General features: G+C 64.7%; 15 protein-coding genes. 6 read left to right on the top strand and 9 right to left on the bottom strand.

Going from position 1 to position 17,579, the window contains the following annotated elements; translation table 11 throughout:
- Positions 1-5 precede the first annotated feature (5 nt).
- The 4 genes from QFZ91_RS14000 to QFZ91_RS13985 form a co-directional block, all read right to left on the bottom strand.
- Positions 6-914 carry a carbohydrate kinase family protein gene (locus QFZ91_RS14000; protein WP_429567571.1) on the bottom strand — a complete coding sequence of 303 codons (909 nt, stop codon included), beginning with the start codon at positions 912-914 and terminating at the stop codon, positions 6-8.
- The gene (locus QFZ91_RS13995; protein ID WP_429567570.1) at positions 911-2,212 is read right to left on the bottom strand and encodes an AGE family epimerase/isomerase; all 1,302 of its coding nucleotides are present in this window, start codon (positions 2,210-2,212) and stop codon (positions 911-913) included. Before QFZ91_RS13995 ends, QFZ91_RS14000 begins: the two co-directional genes overlap by 4 nt.
- The gene (locus QFZ91_RS13990; protein WP_429567569.1) at positions 2,209-3,195 is read right to left on the bottom strand and encodes a LacI family DNA-binding transcriptional regulator; all 987 of its coding nucleotides are present in this window, start codon (positions 3,193-3,195) and stop codon (positions 2,209-2,211) included. The genes QFZ91_RS13995 and QFZ91_RS13990 overlap by 4 nt, the downstream gene beginning before the upstream one ends.
- Positions 3,196-3,566: 371 nt before the next feature.
- Positions 3,567-4,592 (bottom strand): bile acid:sodium symporter family protein, encoded by a 1,026-nt coding sequence (locus QFZ91_RS13985; protein ID WP_429567568.1) that lies wholly within the window; start codon positions 4,590-4,592, stop codon positions 3,567-3,569.
- 534 nt (positions 4,593-5,126) lie between these two features.
- Between QFZ91_RS13985 and QFZ91_RS13980 the strand changes: the two genes are divergently transcribed.
- From QFZ91_RS13980 to icmF, 4 genes are all read left to right on the top strand, one after another.
- On the top strand, positions 5,127-5,663 hold the full coding sequence (locus tag QFZ91_RS13980) for a hypothetical protein (protein WP_429568639.1): 537 nt from the start codon (positions 5,127-5,129) through the stop codon (positions 5,661-5,663).
- Between the two features lie 555 nt (positions 5,664-6,218).
- Positions 6,219-7,304: a porin gene (locus QFZ91_RS13975; protein WP_368718298.1), complete on the top strand. Its 1,086-nt coding sequence runs from the start codon at positions 6,219-6,221 to the stop codon at positions 7,302-7,304.
- A 150-nt stretch (positions 7,305-7,454) separates the two neighbouring features.
- On the top strand, positions 7,455-8,387 hold the full coding sequence (locus QFZ91_RS13970) for a LysR family transcriptional regulator (protein WP_176383805.1): 933 nt from the start codon (positions 7,455-7,457) through the stop codon (positions 8,385-8,387).
- Between the two features lie 118 nt (positions 8,388-8,505).
- Positions 8,506-11,898: a fused isobutyryl-CoA mutase/GTPase IcmF gene (icmF, locus tag QFZ91_RS13965; RefSeq protein ID WP_429567567.1), complete on the top strand. Its 3,393-nt coding sequence runs from the start codon at positions 8,506-8,508 to the stop codon at positions 11,896-11,898.
- Positions 11,899-11,937: 39 nt separating this feature from the next.
- On the opposite strand, the gene QFZ91_RS13960 is transcribed toward icmF, so the two are convergent.
- A complete protein-coding gene (locus QFZ91_RS13960; RefSeq protein WP_429568638.1) occupies positions 11,938-12,897 on the bottom strand; it encodes an NAD(P)H-dependent flavin oxidoreductase in 960 nt (319 codons plus the stop codon).
- 316 nt (positions 12,898-13,213) lie between these two features.
- Here QFZ91_RS13960 and QFZ91_RS13955 point away from each other — a divergent pair, with 316 nt between their 5' ends.
- Entirely contained in the window at positions 13,214-14,104 is an 891-nt protein-coding gene (locus tag QFZ91_RS13955; protein WP_429567566.1) for an alpha/beta fold hydrolase, read from the top strand.
- A gap of 38 nt (positions 14,105-14,142) precedes the next feature.
- Here QFZ91_RS13955 and QFZ91_RS13950 read toward each other — a convergent pair whose 3' ends face one another.
- Positions 14,143-14,613 carry an Lrp/AsnC family transcriptional regulator gene (locus tag QFZ91_RS13950; protein WP_129960278.1) on the bottom strand — a complete coding sequence of 157 codons (471 nt, stop codon included), beginning with the start codon at positions 14,611-14,613 and terminating at the stop codon, positions 14,143-14,145.
- 113 nt (positions 14,614-14,726) lie between these two features.
- On the opposite strand from QFZ91_RS13950, the gene QFZ91_RS13945 reads away from it, so the two are divergent.
- Entirely contained in the window at positions 14,727-15,665 is a 939-nt protein-coding gene (locus QFZ91_RS13945) for a DMT family transporter (RefSeq protein WP_429567565.1), read from the top strand.
- Positions 15,666-15,947: 282 nt separating this feature from the next.
- On the opposite strand, the gene QFZ91_RS13940 is transcribed toward QFZ91_RS13945, so the two are convergent.
- From QFZ91_RS13940 to QFZ91_RS13930, 3 genes are read right to left on the bottom strand one after another with little or no spacing between them, the layout of a single operon-like run.
- Complete coding sequence (locus QFZ91_RS13940; protein WP_429567564.1) at positions 15,948-16,865, bottom strand: MBL fold metallo-hydrolase; 918 nt, start codon at positions 16,863-16,865, stop codon at positions 15,948-15,950.
- On the bottom strand, positions 16,862-17,335 hold the full coding sequence (locus QFZ91_RS13935; protein WP_429567563.1) for a MaoC family dehydratase: 474 nt from the start codon (positions 17,333-17,335) through the stop codon (positions 16,862-16,864). Before QFZ91_RS13935 ends, QFZ91_RS13940 begins: the two co-directional genes overlap by 4 nt.
- Positions 17,332-17,577, bottom strand: coding sequence for a DUF1289 domain-containing protein (locus tag QFZ91_RS13930; RefSeq protein WP_368588406.1), 246 nt, complete (start codon positions 17,575-17,577; stop codon positions 17,332-17,334). Before QFZ91_RS13930 ends, QFZ91_RS13935 begins: the two co-directional genes overlap by 4 nt.
- Positions 17,578-17,579 lie beyond the last annotated feature (2 nt).

Below are 17,579 nucleotides of genomic sequence, written 5' to 3'. Positions count from 1 at the left end.
GCGATTTACAGCAGCGCGACCACCTCGTCGAGCGTCGGCGCGTGCGCGCCGGCGTGGCCGCAAGCCGCCGCGCCGGCCGCGAGCGCGAATGCGAGATGCTCGGGCCATCTGCGTTGCGGCGCGCTCATCAGGCTGAACAGCAGACCGCCGATCGACGCATCGCCCGCGCCGACCGTATCGACCACTTCGACGCGCGGCGGCTTCGCCTCGATCACCGCGGCGCCGTCGAGCAGCATCGCCGCGTCGGGGCCGCGCGTGACGAGCACGGTGGCGGCCGGATTCATCGCGCGCAATTGCGCGAGCGCGGCGGCTTCGTCGCTGGTCCTGAAGAACATGCGCAAGTCTTCGTCCGAAACCTTGATCAGATCCGCGAGCGCGGCCATCTGCCGCAATGTCGGCTCGTAACCGTGCTCCATCAGATTGCGATAGTTCGGATCGAAGCTGATCTTCACGCCGTGCGAACGCAACTCGGCGGCGAGCGCCGCGAGCGTATCGCCGAGCGGCCGACGCGCGAGGCTGATGCCGCCGAAATGCGCCCACTTCACTGCGTTCATCCAGCCGGCCGGTAGCCTGGCTGGATCGAACGCGAGATCGGCGCTGTTCTCGCCCATGAAGAAGTAGGCCGGCGGGTGCGTCTGATGCACGATCGCGAGCAGCGGCGGGTGCTCGACGCGTTGCAGGAAGCGCATGTCGAGCCCGGCGGCGACGCTCGCGTCCCACAGTTCGTCGGAGAAGTTATCGACGCCCAGCGAGCCCGCGCACGCGGTCGGCAGGCCGAGCCGCGCGACGCAGCGCGCGACGTTCCAACCCGCGCCGCCCGGACGCGACAGCCAGTGCGATGCGCCGGTGCGCACGAGATCGGTGAGGATGTCACCGGTGGACACGAAAACGGGGAGTTCGGTGGTCGCGCTCATTGTGCTTTCTCCGCTGAAACCGCTGCGGCGGGCGCGGTCGATCCAGCCGACGCGTCTTCGCCGAGCGCATGGGCGAGCACTTCGTAGCACGCGCCCATCGTGTGATAGTCGGTCTTGCCGGCCGGGCTCTTTTCGTCGCTGTACTTGCGGTTGTCGCAAGTCAGGATGCGATACCACGCGCCGTACTTGTGGTCGACGAAGTGCGTCCAGCTATAGCGCCAGATCTCGTCGTACCAGTCCCAGAAGCGCTCGTTGCCGGTGCGCTTGCCGAGCAGCGCGGCGGCCGCGAAAGTTTCGGCCTGCACCCAGAAATACTTGTCGTGATCGCACACGGTGCCGTCGGGGCCAAAGCCGTAGTAGAGGCCGCCGTGGTCTTCATCCCATGCGTGCGTCATCGCGGCGTCGAACAGTTCGATCGCGCGCGGCAGCAGCCACGGCAGCGGACGGAAGCGTTCGAGAATCAGCAGCAGCTTCGCCCATTCGGTCTGATGGCCGGGCTGAAAGCCCCATGGACGGAAGATGTCCGAGCTGTCTTCCTCGTTGTAATGCCAGTCGACCGACCAGTCCGCGTGAAAATGCTCCCACACGAGCCCTTGCGACAGCTTCGCCTGGCGCAGCGTGATGTTCGACGCGACGCGCTCGGCGCGATCGAGATACACCAGATGACCGGTCGCCTCGTGCGCGGCGAGCAGCGCCTCGGTGGTATGCATGTTCGCGTTCTGCCCGCGATACGTGCTGACGCGCCAGTCGGCCGATGCGTCGTCGGCATAGAGGCCGGCGGCGGCGTCCCAGAAGCGGTGCTCCATCAGTTCGAAGGTCGCGCCGATCATCGGTTTCGCTTCTTCGATGCCGGCCATCGCCGCGTGCGAGTACGCGAGCAGCACGAACGCGAGGCCGTAGCAGTGGCGCGTCGCGTCGAGCGTGCGCCTTCTGCCGTCGCGCCATTCGATTTCCCAGTCGTAGCCCTCGTGCTGCGAGTCCCAGTGCGCGTCGCGCAGAAAGCGCAGGCCGTGGCGCGCGTATTCGAGGTGCTTCGGGTCGCCGAATTGCCGGTACGCCATCGCGTAGTTGAACACGTAGCGGCAACTGCTGACCAGGTGGCGCGTGGTGCGGTTGTAGATCGAACCGTCGTCGCGGAAGAAGTGGTAGAAGCCGCCGCTCGGATCGAGCACGTTCGGCGCATAGAAGCGCAGCGTGTCCTCGATGTGCGCGAGCAGAAACTCGCGCTTGCGGAAGCTGGCGACCGGCGGCGCCTTCGCGACGTCGGTGGAAGGGTGATGCGGATCGGTTTTCGTCATGGCGTTTTCACCAAAGTACTGGCACGGGCAACGAGTTGAACGGGCAAGCGGACTTCGAGTTCGGCGGGCGAGTCTTCGAGCAGCAGTTCGACGCCGCGTCGGCCGAGCGCCTCCTTGTCGACTGCGATCGTCGATAGCGGCGGGGTGGCGTGGGCGGCGGCAGGAATGTCGTCGAAACCGATGATCGCGATGTCGTCGGGCACGCTGAGGCCGCGCGCGAGGCACACGCGCAGCGCGGCGAGCGCGGCGGCATCGTTGAATGCGAATACGGCGTCGGGGCGCGGGTCCGGCGCATCGAGCAGGCGCTGCATCGCGCGCGCGGCGCCGGTGTCGGGATCGAGCCCGGCGTCGATGTTCACTTCGAGCGACGGGTCGAACAGCAGCCCAGCTTCGAAGAACGCGCGCCGGTAGCCGAGCGCGCGCTCGGCGATGCTGAAGTGCGCGAGCGAGCCGCCGATGAACGCGACGCGCTTGCGCTGCTGCTCGAACAGATGGCGCATCGCAAGGGTGGCGCCGCCGGCGTTGTCGAGATTGACCGAGCGCAGGCCCGGCGACCATAGATCGATCAGCACCAGCGGGCGTTGCATCGCGACCAGCGTGGCGAGCGTTTCGGGCTCGACGAAGCCGGCGATCGCGACGGCGTCGGGCGCGTGCAGGCGCATCTGGTGAATCACGTCCTCGGTCGGCCCGGCGGTCAGCACCGACGGCACGATGCCGCGCTCGCGGCAAGCGTCTTCGACGCCGTGCAGCACGTGGGAGAAAAACGGGCTCGCGGCGAAGTTGTTGTGCTGACGATGCAGCAGGAACGTCAGGCGGCGGATGCGCGGACGCAGCTGCGCCGAATCGTAGCCGAGTTGGCGCGCCGCTTCGACGACGCGTTCGCGCGTGGCCTCGGAAAGGCCCGGCTGATTTTTGAGCGCGCGCGACACGGTGCCGATCGAAACGCTGGCCGCGCGGGCGACGTCGCGGATGGTTGTGGCCATCGAATGAAGCTGCCGCGCGTGGCGAGGCAGCACGGGTTCAGGTCGGGCGATTGTATAGTAAAACGCTGCTAAAACAGCCCGAAAAACGCCCGCGCAACACCGGTAAATACCCGTATTTAATGGAGTTGTCTGAAGTTAGATTGTTTAGTAAAAAAGACTAAACAATAGGCGAGCCGCTGTTTTCGACGCACATCCAGAATCGTCCTATGCCATCTGGCCGAGGCGACAACAAGAGCATTTGCGCGTGAAATAACGACAACGGCCAATGAAGCGCCAAAAGAAAAAGCCGCCCGAAGGCGGCTTGCTTCGCACGATCAAAACGACGCTCAGGGAGGGCGCTTATGAATGTCCGGTTCGCATTGCGAGTGTGTTCAACGGCGCGCGACGGCGGCGGCGGGTCGCCGTGCCGCCGCCTCGCTCTCGCCGCTGAGGTCGCGGGCGCCCCAGCGCTGCGCGAGCGCGGCGCAGACCATCAGCTGGATCTGGTGGAACAGCATCAGCGGCAGCACCACGGCGCCGACAGCGTGCGACGCGAAGATCACCTTGGCCATCGGCACGCCGGCGGCGAGGCTCTTCTTCGAGCCGCAGAAGATGATCGTGATCTGGTCCGCGCGGTTGAAGCCGAGCCGCTTGCTCGCGAAGACCGTCATGCCCAGCGCGAGCGCGAGAAGCACGCAGCTCACCACGACGAGGCCGCCGAGCGCAGAGAGCGGAATCGTGTGCCACAGCCCTTCGGTGACGGCCTCGCTGAACGCGCCGTACACGACGAGCAGGATCGAGCCTTGGTCGACGAACTTCAGCACGCCGCGATTTTTCTCGATCCACTTGCCGATCAGCGGGCGCAGCAGTTGGCCGGCCACGAACGGCACGAGCAGTTGCAGCACGATGTTGCCGATCGTATGCCACGGCGAAGTGCCGCCGCTCGCAGCCTGATTCGTCACGATGAGGCTGACGAGTGCTGGGGTAACGAAGATGCCGAGCAGGCTCGAGGCGGACGCGCTGCATACCGCGGCCGGCACGTTGCCCTTGGCAATGGACGTGAACGCGATCGACGACTGGACCGTCGATGGCAGCGTGCAGAGGAAGAGGACGCCGGCGTAGAGCGACGGCGTGACCAGCGGCGAAAGGACCGGTTTAAGCGCGAGGCCGAGCAGCGGAAACAGCGCGAACGTGCTCAGCAGCACCACCAGGTGAAGGCGCCAGTGCGTCGCGCCCGCAATGATCGCCTCGCGTGACAGCTTCGCGCCGTGCAGGAAGAACAGCAGGCCGACCGCGATGTTCGTCACCCAGTTGAACCCCACCGCGGCCTGCCCGTGAACGGGCAGCAGGCTGGCGAGGATCACGGTGCCGACGAGGCACAGGGTGAAGTTATCGGGAAGGAATTTCGGACGGGCCATGTCGCAATCTCAATTCAATGACGCGGTGTGAGCACGGGACGGGCCTGTCAGGGCGCGGTGCGTGCCAATGGGAAACGGCTATTGTTGTCGAAAGTCGATTGAAAACGCAAATTCATTTGCCGAATCGATTGATGAAGTTTGCGCATTGACCCGTGCGGCGCACTCGATTTCAGTATTGGCGACGTGCTCATGCGCCACAAACCGTTTAACCATCGACCTTGCAAGCGGCGTTTATTTGCAACAAACGGGGTTCGCGCGGAGTAGGCGAAAACGCCTCGAAGCAAGCCGCAAAGACGCACCCGCACAAGGCCTCCAGCGCAGAAAAACGCCGCAGTAACAGGGTGTTACATCCACCGACGAGACCTAACACTTTTTGGCTCGACACCCTCTGTCCACGCCCATAAATTACTCAGTCAAAGGCCGCAGGGATGCCTGCGCCGCGGCAGGCACGCGGCGCTTTTCTCCTCCCGCAACAGGTCCATCGCAGCTCGAACGGTGGATTTCAGGCAAGTCTTCGGGCGTGAGAGTCACAAGGTGGACGGGTTGTCGAGAACGAGGCACTGGGCGTGGGGCGCGGTCATCGCCGTGCTGTGCTCGTTCGCCTATGCGAAGGGGCAAGGTGTGCCACATGGCGGCGGTGGCGCCGTGGGCGGCGCTTATTCGCACCACCTTGGCGGGCACGCGCCGCGCATGCAGGTCCGCGGCGACGGTCATTACGCCGTCGCGGGTGGCGCGCTTGCTCCGCGCGGCTCGCGCAATGCGACGGCTTGGCGTGACGCACGCGCACAGCGCGGCAATCCGAACATCGCGGACGCCAATTTTGGTTTTGGCTTCGGCAGCTACAAGTCCGGCATGCGCCGTGTCGGCGATCCGTCCAGCTATGCCGGCGCGATCACGCCGGTCAGTGCGGAATCGCGTCCGGTACCGCATCCACCGTCCAACATGCCGATGCGCAACGGCTCGATCCGCGCCGACGTCGCCCGCTACAACGAAGAGCGCGGCGCCGCGCGTCCAATGCAACGCCCGTCCGACGATCCGCGGCAACCGGGCGGTTCACCCTATCGCAATTAGCTGAGCGCGATTCTGGTCGATTCGCGTCAAGTGGACCACGTTCGCCGCTACCTGAACGGGTGAGGCTGCCGGTTTTACACGCAACGCGACCGCATATCACCTGTCGCAAAACCCGTCCTCCAGATCCCTTCCCGCGATCCTCCGCGCGCCTTCCTCTGCGCCCGAGCTCCGAATCTGACGTTTCGACGCCACACTTTTTTGAAAACGCTCGGCATCGAAGTATCGGTCAGCGTCAAATCTTGGCATTCTGCCGCGTCGCGTCATCGGCCCTTCATTTAAGGCGTTCCCGCCGCCCTGGCGCGCGGTTCGCCGCATGCCGCATTGCATCCGGGGCGCCGGCCGCGGTCCAGCTGAAAGTCTCATATCAAGCCGATAACCGACCAAACTAATCAGACCGATATACCCGCAATAAGCAGCGATATTTTTGTTTATAAAAATGGTCCGCAAAGATGGACCCGCCCAGATTGACTCGACGATCGAACGGATAACAACAACGTTTCGCGCGAGCGCCCCCTTTCGCACAGCCACACCTTTTTGACAAAGATTGGAGAACCAATGAACACAAGCCTCAGCACCGCGCTGAAGACTACTCTCAAGGCCACTGCATGCGTCGCCGCGCTGGCGAGCGCATCGTCGGCATTCGCGCAATCGAGCGTGCAGCTCTACGGCCAGGTCGACGAATGGGTCGGTGCGCAGAAGTTTCCGGGTGGCAAGACCGCGGTAGTCGTGTCGGGCGGTGGCATGTCGACGTCCTACTGGGGCTTCAAGGGGACCGAGGATCTGGGCAACGGCTACAAGGCGATCTTCACGATCGAAGGCTTCTTCCGCGCGCAGACTGGCGAGTTCGGCCGCTTCACCGGCGACACGACGTTCTCGCGTAACGCGTACGTCGGCATCGAGTCGCCGTACGGCACGGTGACGGCCGGCCGTCTGACGACGCCGCTGTTCGTGTCGACGATCCTGTTCAACCCGTTCATCGATTCGTACGTGTTCTCGCCGATGGTCACCCACGTGTACCTCGGCCTCGGCACCTTCCCGACCTACACGACCGATCAGGGCGTGACCGGCGACTCGGGCTGGAACAACGCGGTCTCGTATGCGACGCCGAACTTCAACGGCCTGTCGGCGACGGCGATGTATGCGCTCGGCAACACGACCCAGAACGGCGCGAAGAAGTGGAGCGGCCAGGTACTGTACTTCCACGGCCCGTTCGCGGCGACCGCGGTGTACCAGTACGTGAACTTCAATAACGTGCCGGGCGACCTCGGCAGCTTCGAAACCTCGGGCGTGCCGGGTCTGCGCAGCCAGAGCGTCGCGCAGGCGGGCGTGTCGTACGACCTGAAGTTCGTCAAGCTGTACGGCCAGTACATGTACACGTACAACAACCAGCAAGTGACGAGCTGGCACGTGAACACCGGACAGGGCGGTGTCACGGTGCCGTTCGGGCCGGGCTCGGTGATGGCGTCGTACGCGTATTCGCGTAACGGCGGCGGTTCGAATCAGACGCGCCAGACGGCGGCGGTCGGCTACGACTATCCGCTGTCCAAGCGCACCGACGTCTATGCCGCGTACATGTATGACCACATCACCGGTCAGTCGAGCGGCAACACCTACGGCGCGGGGTTGCGCGCGAAGTTCTGATCCCGGCCTACGGTTTCACCGCAAAGCCCGCGTTCCGCCTGGAACGCGGGCTTTGTCGTTTTCAGCGCAGTCGAATACGGGTGTTTGCTGCCGTTGCTTTGATAAAGCCGGCAAAATGGCGTGGATTGATTCCTGAAGCGAGCGACTGAGATGGACACCCTCGTCAGCATGAAAGTGTTTCGCCACGTGGTCGAAGCAGGGAGCTTCGTCGGTGCGGCGGACAAGATGGAGATGTCCGCCGCGATGGCGAGCAAGCACGTGATGCATCTGGAGCAGCAGCTCGGCGCGCGGCTGCTGAACCGCACTACGCGCCGCGTCGCGCCGACCGAGGCGGGCCGCGAGTACTACGAGCGGCTCAGCCAGGCGCTCACCGAGCTCGACGAGGCAGGCCAGGCGGTCGGCGCGGCGAGCGTCGTGCCGCACGGGCGGCTGCGGGTGTCGTCGCTATCGGCGTTCGGCCTGAATCACGTGATGGCCGCGGTCGCGGACTATGCCGAGCAGTATCCGCAGGTCACCGTCGATATGACGCTGTCTGACCGCGTCGTCGAGCTGATCGACGAGGGTTTCGACGTCGCGATTCGCGCGTCGCCGGGCGGGCTCAAGTCGTCGTCGCTGATCGCGCGGCAGATCGCGACCGCGCATCTGGTGCTGTGCGCGTCGCCCGCCTATCTGCGCAAACATGGCACGCCGAAGCGCGTCGCCGATCTCGCGCGCCACAACTATCTGCAGTACGCGGGCGTGTCGGCACTCGAAGTCGCGACCGGCGACGCGAGCTCGCGCGTGCGCCTGTCGGGCAACCTGATCGTCAACCAGCTCGAGGCGCAGCGCGTGGTCGTGCTGCACGGCGCGGGCATCGCGATGCTGGGCACCGAGGTGATCGGCAGCGATCTCGCCGAAGGGCGGCTCGTGCCGCTGCTCGTCGACGAAGTGCCGCCGCGCGAACTGCCGATTCACGTCGTCTACACGAGCCGGCGGCATCTCTCGGCCAAGGTGCGCTCGTTCGTCGATTTTCTGGCGGCGCGGTTCGCGAACGAATCGCTGTGGCCGTCGCTTGATGAGATCAAGGCGTTGGCGGTGCGGTAGCGTTTCACGAAGCACCTAACAGACGCCGCCAATCGGCCGCCCGCCGCCCCGGCGCCGTCTTACCCCGTTTCTATATACTGATTGTCAACACCCATCAGTTAAGAGAATTGGGGGAGACATGACCGACCTGTCCACGCCGCAGCGTGCCGGCAGCCACGAGCTGCCCGCGGGCCGGCGCCTGCGCTTCGTCACCGCGGCCGCACTGTTCGACGGCCACGACGCGTCGATCAACATCATGCGGCGCATCCTGCAGGCGAGCGGCGTGGAGGTGATCCACCTGGGCCACAACCGCTCCGTCGCCGAAGTCGCGACCGCCGCGCTCAACGAGGACGCCGACGGCGTCGCCGTGTCGAGCTACCAGGGTGGTCACAACGAATATTTCCGCTATCTCGTCGAGTTGCTGCGTGCGCGCGGCGGCGAGCGCATCAAGGTGTTCGGCGGCGGCGGAGGCGTGATCGTCCCCGAGGAGATCGCCGCGCTGGAACGCGACGGCGTCGAAAAAATCTACTCGCCGCACGACGGTCAGCGGCTCGGCCTGCAAGGCATGATCGACGACATGATCGCGCGCTGCGTCGAAGGCGCGCGCGCGGCCGAGGCGGCGCGGCCGACGCCGGTGCGCGAATGGCTCGCCGAGCTGGCCGCGCGTCCATTGCCGCTTTGCGTCGAGGCGGATGCTCCACACGGCCGCACTGCCCCCGGCTCGTACCCTGACGATCCCGCCGCGCCGATCTTCCGCCGCCTCGCGCAACTGATCAGCGCGTTCGAAACGAACACTGTGGACGCCGCCGCACGCGACCAGCTATCGACGCTCGCGCAGACCACGCGGGTTCCCGTGCTCGGCATCACCGGGACCGGCGGCGCGGGCAAGTCGTCGCTGACCGACGAGCTGATCCGCCGCTTCCGGCTCGACTACGACGACACGCTGAACATCGCCGTGCTCGCGATCGATCCGTCGCGCCGCAAATCCGGCGGCGCGCTGCTCGGCGACCGCATCCGCATGAACGCGATCGGCGACTGGGGCGGCGGCGCACGGGGCGACGCCCGTGTGTACATGCGCTCGATGGCGACGCGCGAAGCGTCGACCGAACTCTCCGACTCTCTGCCCGCCGCGCTGATGCTGTGCAAGGTCGCGGGTTTCGATCTGATCGTCGTCGAGACCTCGGGGATCGGTCAGGGCGATGCGGCGATCGTGCCGTTCGTCGACGAATCGCTGTACGTGATGACGCCGGAGTTCGGCGCCGCGAGCCAGCTCGAGAAGATCGACATGCTCGACTTCGCGAGCTTCGTCGCGATCAACAAGTTCGATCGCAAGGGCGCGCAGGATGCGCTGCGCGATGTCGCCAAGCAGGTGCAGCGCAACCGCGCGGACTTCGCGACCTCGCCCGATGCGATGCCGGTGTTCGGCACGATCGCGTCGCGCTTCAATGACGACGGCGTGACCGCGCTGTACCTGCGCATCGCCGCTGCGCTGCGCAGCCACGGCCTGCGCGACGGCGGCGCGCGCCTGAGCGCTCCCGAAGGCCTGCGCTTCTCGAGCAACCTGCACGCGATCGTGCCACCCGCGCGCGTGCGCTATCTGGCCGATATCGCGCAGACGGTGCGCGGCTATCGCGAGCGGGCCAACGCGCAGGCGCAGATCGCGCGCGAGCGTTGGCAGCTCGTCGAGACGCGCCGCATGCTCGGCGAAGCGGGCAACGACGCCTCATCGCTCGACGCGCTGATCGAGCAACGCAACACCGCGCTCGGCGAGCGCGAACGCAAGCTGCTCGATGCGTGGCCGCAAACGATGGCCGCCTATACCGGCGACGAACACGTGGTGCGCATCCGCGAACGCGAAATCCGCACCGCGCTGACCGTGACGACGCTGTCCGGCTCCGAAATCCGCAAAGTGTCGCTGCCGAAATTCGTCGATCACGGCGAGATCCTGCGCTGGCTGATGCTCGACAATCTGCCCGGCCATTTCCCGTTCACCGCTGGCGTGTTTCCGTTTCGCCGCGAGAACGAGGACCCGACGCGCATGTTCGCGGGCGAGGGCGATCCGCAGCGCACCAATCGCCGCTTCAAGCTGCTGTCGGAAGGCATGCCGGCCAAGCGGTTATCCACCGCATTCGACTCGGTAACGCTGTACGGCGAGGAGCCGCACGAGCGCCCGGACATCTACGGCAAGATCGGCAATTCGGGCGTGTCGGTCGCGACCCTCGACGACATGAAGACGCTCTACGACGGCTTCGACCTGTGCTCGCCGGAAACATCGGTGTCGATGACGATCAACGGCCCCGCGCCGACGATCCTCGCGATGTTCTTCAACGTCGCGATCGACCAGCAGATTGCTTTGAAAGAGCAACAGCAAGGCCGCCCGTTGACCGAAGCCGAACTCGCCGCCACGCGCCGTGCGGCGCTCGAAAACGTGCGTGGCACCGTGCAAGCCGACATCCTGAAGGAAGACCAGGGGCAGAACACCTGCATCTTCTCGACCGAATTCAGCCTGAAGGTGATGGGCGACATCCAGGCGTATTTCGTCGAACACCGGGTGCGCAATTTCTACTCGGTGTCGATCTCCGGCTATCACATCGCCGAGGCCGGCGCGAACCCGATCTCGCAACTCGCCTACACGCTCGCGAACGGATTCACGTACGTTGAGGCATATCTCGCGCGCGGCATGTCGATCGATGACTTTGCGCCGAATCTGTCGTTCTTCTTCTCGAACGGCATGGACCCGGAGTACACGGTGCTCGGCCGCGTCGCGCGACGCATCTGGGCGATCGCGATGCGCGAGCGCTATGGCGCCAACGAGCGCAGCCAGAAGCTGAAGTATCACGTGCAGACGTCGGGCCGCAGCCTGCACGCGCAGGAGATCGATTTCAACGACATCCGCACGACGCTGCAGGCGCTGATCGCGATCTACGACAACTGCAACTCGCTGCACACCAATGCGTTCGACGAAGCGATCACGACGCCGACCGAGGAATCGGTGCGCCGCGCGGTCGCGATCCAGCTGATCATCAATCGCGAATGGGGGTTGGCGAAGAACCAGAATCCGAATCAGGGCAGCTTCGTGATCGACGAGCTGACCGATCTGGTCGAGCAAGCGGTGTTCGCCGAGTTCGAGCGGCTCACCGAGCGCGGCGGCGTGCTCGGCGCGATGGAAACCGGTTATCAGCGCGGACGGATTCAGGACGAGTCGATGCTGTACGAGCATCGCAAGCATGACGGCTCGTATCCGATCGTCGGCGTGAACACGTTCCTGAGCGCGCATCCGCATGAAGCGCCGCGTCCGCTGGTGCTGGCGCGTTCCACCGACGCGGAAAAGCAGAGTCAGCTGCGGCGGTTGCGCGATTTCCAGACGCGCCACCGCGACGCCGCGCCGGAGGCGCTCGAACGCCTGAAGCGCACGGTGATCGACGACGGCAACGTGTTCGCGGTGTTGATGGACGTGGTGCGCGTGTGTTCGCTTGGGCAGATCACGCACACGCTGTTCGAGGTGGGCGGGCAGTATCGGCGGAATATGTAGGCCGCGAGGGGCGGCCCGGCCCGCCCCCGTTCAACACCTTCAGCGCGCGATGCCGAGCCGCGCCTTCGCGTCGTCGTATTCCTTCTTCAGACGCTGCACGAGTTCGGCGACGTCCGGCACGTCGTCCATCAGGCCGACGCCCTGGCCCGCGCCCCAGATGTCCTTCCACGCCTTCGCCTTTTCGCTGCCGAAGTTCATCTTGGTCTTGTCCGATTCGGGCAGCGCGTCCGGGTCGAGCCCCGCGTTCTGGATGCTCTCGCGGATGTAGTTGCCATGCACGCCGGTGAACAGGTTCGTGTAGATGATGTCCGACGCCTTCGCGTTGATGATCGCCTGCTTGTAACTGTCAACGGCATGCGCTTCTTTGGTCGCGATGAAGCGCGTGCCCATGTACGCGAGGTCCGCGCCCATCGCCTGCGCGGCGAGAATCGAGCCGCCGTTCGCGATCGAGCCCGACAGCACGATCGGGCCGTCGAAAATGCGCCGCACCTCGCCGACCAGCGCGAACGGCGAGGTGGTGCCCGCATGACCACCCGCGCCCGACGCGACCAGAATCAGCCCGTCGACGCCAGCGTCCAGCGCCTTCTGCGCATGACGCAGATTGATCACGTCGTGCAGCACGATGCCGCCATAGCTATGCACCGCATCGACGATCTCGCGTGCCGGCGCGCGCAGGCTGGTGATGAAGATCGGCACCTTGTGCTCGACGCACACGCGCACGTCGTGTTCGAGCCGCGCATTCGACTGATGAACGATCTGATTGACCGCGATCGGGCCGATCACCGCATCCGGGTTCGCGGCCTTGTGCTCGGCGAGTTGCGCCTGGATCTGCGTGAGCCACTCGTCGAGCAACTCGGCCGGACGCGCGTTGAGGGCTGGGAACGAGCCGACGATACCGGCCTTGCACTGTGCCAACACGAGTTCGGGATAGCTGACGATGAACATCGGTGAAGCGACGACGGGCAGCGCGAGGTTTTGCAGAACGGCGGGCAGTGCCATGGTGCGAATCTCCAGATTGGGCCAACCGGTGCGGCGCGCGCCCGGCAGATAGATGAGTTTAGCGGCGGCACGCGGCTTGCGGCGTGTCGGGCGGCGAATGCGTGTGGCAATCGCACGAAACCCGCATGCCGTAGTCGCGACAAACATTTAAGAACGATCGTTCGATTATAGGCGAAGTGGACGCCCACCGCGCGTTAGGGACATCCGAAGCGGTTCGAAGGAGTATTCAGGTTCCACGTCTGCGTGGGTTATCCCACCTCGCACGGACTTGTCGGCCTTCTACAATGCACGGACCTCAAACGATCAACGAGACGTCATGGCCTTCGAAAATTTCACGCCTTTTCGTGTCGCCGTGGGCGATGTCGATATTTTCGGGGTGAAGGGCGGCGCCGGCCCGCCTCTGTTGCTGCTGCACGGCCATCCGCAATCGCATTTGATCTGGGAACGCTGCGCCGCGCCGCTCGCGCAGCACTTCACGGTGATCGCAACCGATCTGCGCGGCTATGGCGCGTCAGGCAAACCGGCGAGCGATGCGACGCACACGCCGTATTCGAAACGCGTGATGGCCGCCGACCAGGTCGCGGTGATGCGCCACTTCGGCTTCGAGCGCTTCCTCGTCTGCGCGCACGATCGCGGCGCGCGCGTCGCGCACCGGATGGCGCTCGATCACGCCGATGCGGTCGAGCGTTTGATGCTGCTCGACATCGCGCCGACGCTCGCGATGTACCGAGCCACCGACCGCACGTTCGCGACGCACTACTTCCACTGGTTCTTCCTGATCCAGCCCGAGCCGCTGCCCGAAACGTTGATCGGCGCGAATCCGGCCGCATATGTCGACGCGGTGATGGGCGGACCTCACGCTGGCCTCGCGCCGTTCGACCCCGCCGCGCTCGACGCCTATCGGGCAGCGCTCGCGCAACCGGGCGCGGTGCACGCGATGTGCGAGGACTATCGCGCGTCGGCGAGCATCGACCTCGAACATGATCGCGCGGATATCGAGCGCGGCAACAAGATCGGCTGTCCGCTGCGCGTGCTATGGGGCGACAAGGGCGTGGTCGAAAAATGCTTCGATGCGCTCGACGAATGGCGGCATGTCGCGCGCGACGTGAGCGGCCGCGCGCTATCGTGCGGACACTATCTGCCCGAGGAAGCGCCGGACGAACTGATCGCCGAGATGCTGTCGTTTTTCGAGGCCGTCGAAAAATAAGCGCCGGGCCGCTTCGCGCGGCCTTGGTGCGACTTTTGTCAGCCGAGCGGCGGCAGCCGCCGCGCGACCGGCGTCGACTTGACGATCGCGGTGCTGGTTTCCGCGCGCTCGGTCACTTTGGACAAGATCTCGTCGAGCTGCTCGATCGAATGCAGGTACAGTCGGCAGATGAAACAGTCGTCGCCGGTTACCTTGTCGCATTCGACGAACTCCGGAATGCGCCGGATCACTTCTTCGACCAGATGTAACTGGCCGGGCAGCGGCTTCACGCGCACGATCGCCTGCAGCGTGAAGCCGAGCGCGCGCGGATCGATCTGCACGGTGAAGCGCTCGATCACGCCCTGCGCTTCGAGCCGCCGCACGCGCTCGGCCGTGCTGGGCGCCGATAAGCCGACGACGCGCGCGAGTTCGCTGACCGGCTGGCGCGCGTCCTGCGCGAGCGCGGCGAGCAGTGCGCGGTCGGTGTCGTCGAGTGCGACCGGTGCGATCGATGCAAGGCGTTTGCTCATAATGGCCTTCGTTTATGAGGTGAAAAAGCGGTAACGCTTAAGTTTAGCCATGTATTCGCGCAGGTGGATTAATTACACTGCCAGTTATGCAGTCATCAATCCGGGATCGAATCATGGCTTCAAACAAGGCTTCAGCGACGAGCTCGAGCAGTTCGTCGAGCGACATCCGCCGCGGCGCGGCCGAGATGAGCATTGCGATGCTGATGTCGGGCACGATCGGCTGGCTCGTCGTGTCGTCGCAGCAAAGCCCCTTTAACGTGGTGTTTTTCCGCTGCATCTTCGGCGGCGCGACGCTCGCGCTCGTGTGCGCGGTGCTCGGCCTGTTTCGCCGCGAGCTGTTTTCGTGGAAGATGCTCGGCCTCGCGTTACTCGGCGGCGCGGCGATCGTCGTAAACTGGGTGCTGCTGTTCGCCGCGTATTCACGCGCGTCGATTTCAATGGCGACGGCCGTCTACAACACGCAGCCGTTCATGCTGGTCGGGCTCGGTGCGCTGGTGTTTCGCGAGCGTATCAGCGCGTCGACGATCGCGTGGCTCGTGGTCGCATTCGTCGGGCTCGTGTTCGTCGTGAAGGTCGAGCCGGCCGTGCTCGCGGTGCCGGGGCAATATCTGGTCGGCGTCGCCTATGCGGTCGGCGCGGCGGCGATGTACGCGGTGTCGTCGATCATCACGAAGCGGCTGAAGGGCACGCCGCCGCATCTGCTCGCGCTGATCCAGGTGTCGCTCGGCGTGCTGTTGCTAGCACCGTTCGTGCGTTTCGACGCATTGCCGGCAAGCGGTGTGCAGTGGCTCGAACTGGTCGTGCTCGGCGTCGTCCATACCGGTCTCATGTACGTGCTGCTGTACGGCGCGATTCAGAAGCTGCCGACGTCGATGACGGGCGCGTTGTCGTTCATCTATCCGGTGGTCGCGATCATCGTCGACCGGATCGCGTTCGGACAGACGCTCGCATGGATTCAGGTGCTCGGCGCCACGCTGATTCTGCTGGCAGCGGCGGGCGTGAATCTCGGCTGGCGGATCGTGCCGCAGAAAAAGCGCCTGTCGTCCACGTGATATGGATATTGCCAGGGATTCCGGAATAAAGCGCGCGCATTCGAACGCCTAACGCGGCGTGATGACAGAATATGTATGCATTTGTAAAACGCGGTGTCAATTTTCTGTAGGGAAATCACCGATGCGTTGCGAATATTCGCACGCGTATCATTGGTGGCGACGCTGATCACGTCCACACAGATGTTCCGCCGCTCGCCTTGTCGAGCGGCTTTCTTTTTGTAGGTACGGTTTTGGTTCCGGGGCCCTTTTCGACCGCACCCGCTGAACGGGCCAATCCCACGTTCAACGCCGCGCGAGAATGCGCGTGCCGTCCACTTCGAGCGGTCCACCATTTGCCGCGAGCTCCCCGATCATTCCCGTTAGCAACGCTGGCCATTCGCTGCGTGGCTTCAGCATCGACGCGGCGGCGCGCATCGTGGACGCGTCGTCGAGCATGCGCAAAAGCGTGTCCACGCTCATCTCGCGAACTTCGAGCAGCTTGAATACGATCAGCACCTTCAGCGCGTTCCTCGCGTTGCGCGCGGGATCGGCACGCAACCAGGCTACGCGCGACATCGCGCGGTCGAGCGCCGGTTCGACATGCGTGAACGGCGCGCCGTGGCCTGGGATGACCACGCGCACGTCGAGTGTCGCGATCATGTCGAGCACGGCTTGCTGCTCGGCAAAGCCGCTTTCGCCTTCGAGTTCGGGAAAGATCACTCCGAAGCCGTTTTCCCATAGCGCGTCGGCACTGATCAGCAAGCGTTCGTGCGCGCAATAAAGCATCAGCGAATGCGGATCGTGGCCCGGCGCGCCGAGCACCTGCCAGTCGAGCGCGCCGAGCCACAAGCGTGCGCCGGGTGCGAGCGTGCCGGTAAAGCCGAAGCGCTCGCAGGTTTGACCGGTCGCGCGAAAGCTGAGGCGTGTTTCGTCCCAGTCGCGTACCGCATCGGCTTCGGATGACGGGATCAGCGTGCGACACGGCCATGTGGCCTGCAACAGCGTGTTGCCGCCGCAGTGATCCGAATGCAGATGCGTGTTGACGATCAGATCGAGCGGCCGCGTGTGCAACGCATTGCGCACCAGCGCGACCGTCTGCGAAGCGTGCGTCGCATAGCCGGTATCGACGAGCGCCGCGCAGGCTTCATCGACGAGCAGCACATTGTTCGACGACAGCCAGCCGCGCTCGAACACCTGGATCGATGCGGGTAGCGCGATCATGGTGCGGCCGTTTTCAATTGCGCGTGCTCGAGCGCGTCGGGCTTCGGCATCACGAGGATCGTCGAGGTGCCCGTCAGCAGCAGTTCGCCGCGCTGATTGACCACGGTGCCTTCGAGGTAGGTCAGGTCGCCGCTCAGGCTCGGCTTCCAGTGAGCGTCGCGCACACGCCATGTGATCGTCAGCGTGTCGTGCGCCTGCACCGCCTTCTTCAGCTTGATATCGAATTCGAGGCCGAGTGGTTGCGCGTAAGTAGAAAAATGCGTGGCGAGCAGCGCCATGAAATACGCGGTGGGTTGCGTGCCCGACGCGATCAGCCCGCCAAAGCGGCTTTGCGCGGCATACGCTTCATCGTGATGCAGCGGGTTCAGATCGACGACGAGCGTTGCGAACGATCTGATCGACTCCACCGACAACGCGAGCGTCGAACTGAACGTCTCACCGAGCGTGACGACGCGCGGCGCGGCTTTCATTGCTTCTCCTTCGCCGTCGATGCCGTGCGGCCAGCAATGAACTCCGCGTGGCGCGCTTCGATCGCGTCCCATACCGCGCGCTTATCGTCGTCGTCGAACGTCGACCAGCCGGCGATTTCGTCGATCGTGCGCAGGCATCCTTCGCACCAGCCGGTCGACGCATCCATCCTGCACACATTGATGCACGGCGACGGCACGCAGACGTCGCCGGCTTTTTGTTCGTAAGGCTTACTGCTCGCCATCG

The organism is Paraburkholderia sp. JPY419 (genome assembly GCF_050435705.1).
In the GTDB taxonomy this organism is placed as follows: Bacteria; Pseudomonadota; Gammaproteobacteria; order Burkholderiales; family Burkholderiaceae; genus Paraburkholderia; species Paraburkholderia youngii.
This window is presented reverse-complemented; position numbering and strand designations above follow the sequence as displayed.

Bases quoted from the DNA above. Each gene is read 5' to 3' on its own strand.
- icmF (WP_429567567.1), top strand. From the start codon at position 8,506: ATGACCGACCTGTCCACGCCGCAGCGTGCCGGCAGCCACGAGCTGCCC.
- QFZ91_RS13995 (WP_429567570.1), bottom strand. From the start codon at position 2,212: ATGACGAAAACCGATCCGCATCACCCTTCCACCGACGTCGCGAAGGCG.
- QFZ91_RS13950 (WP_129960278.1), bottom strand. From the start codon at position 14,613: ATGAGCAAACGCCTTGCATCGATCGCACCGGTCGCACTCGACGACACC.
- QFZ91_RS13945 (WP_429567565.1), top strand. From the start codon at position 14,727: ATGGCTTCAAACAAGGCTTCAGCGACGAGCTCGAGCAGTTCGTCGAGC.
- QFZ91_RS13955 (WP_429567566.1), top strand. From the start codon at position 13,214: ATGGCCTTCGAAAATTTCACGCCTTTTCGTGTCGCCGTGGGCGATGTC.
- QFZ91_RS14000 (WP_429567571.1), bottom strand. From the start codon at position 914: ATGAGCGCGACCACCGAACTCCCCGTTTTCGTGTCCACCGGTGACATC.
- QFZ91_RS13960 (WP_429568638.1), bottom strand. From the start codon at position 12,897: ATGGCACTGCCCGCCGTTCTGCAAAACCTCGCGCTGCCCGTCGTCGCT.
- QFZ91_RS13975 (WP_368718298.1), top strand. From the start codon at position 6,219: ATGAACACAAGCCTCAGCACCGCGCTGAAGACTACTCTCAAGGCCACT.
- QFZ91_RS13940 (WP_429567564.1), bottom strand. From the start codon at position 16,865: ATGATCGCGCTACCCGCATCGATCCAGGTGTTCGAGCGCGGCTGGCTG.
- QFZ91_RS13990 (WP_429567569.1), bottom strand. From the start codon at position 3,195: ATGGCCACAACCATCCGCGACGTCGCCCGCGCGGCCAGCGTTTCGATC.
- QFZ91_RS13930 (WP_368588406.1), bottom strand. From the start codon at position 17,577: ATGGCGAGCAGTAAGCCTTACGAACAAAAAGCCGGCGACGTCTGCGTG.
- QFZ91_RS13970 (WP_176383805.1), top strand. From the start codon at position 7,455: ATGGACACCCTCGTCAGCATGAAAGTGTTTCGCCACGTGGTCGAAGCA.
- QFZ91_RS13985 (WP_429567568.1), bottom strand. From the start codon at position 4,592: ATGGCCCGTCCGAAATTCCTTCCCGATAACTTCACCCTGTGCCTCGTC.
- QFZ91_RS13935 (WP_429567563.1), bottom strand. From the start codon at position 17,335: ATGAAAGCCGCGCCGCGCGTCGTCACGCTCGGTGAGACGTTCAGTTCG.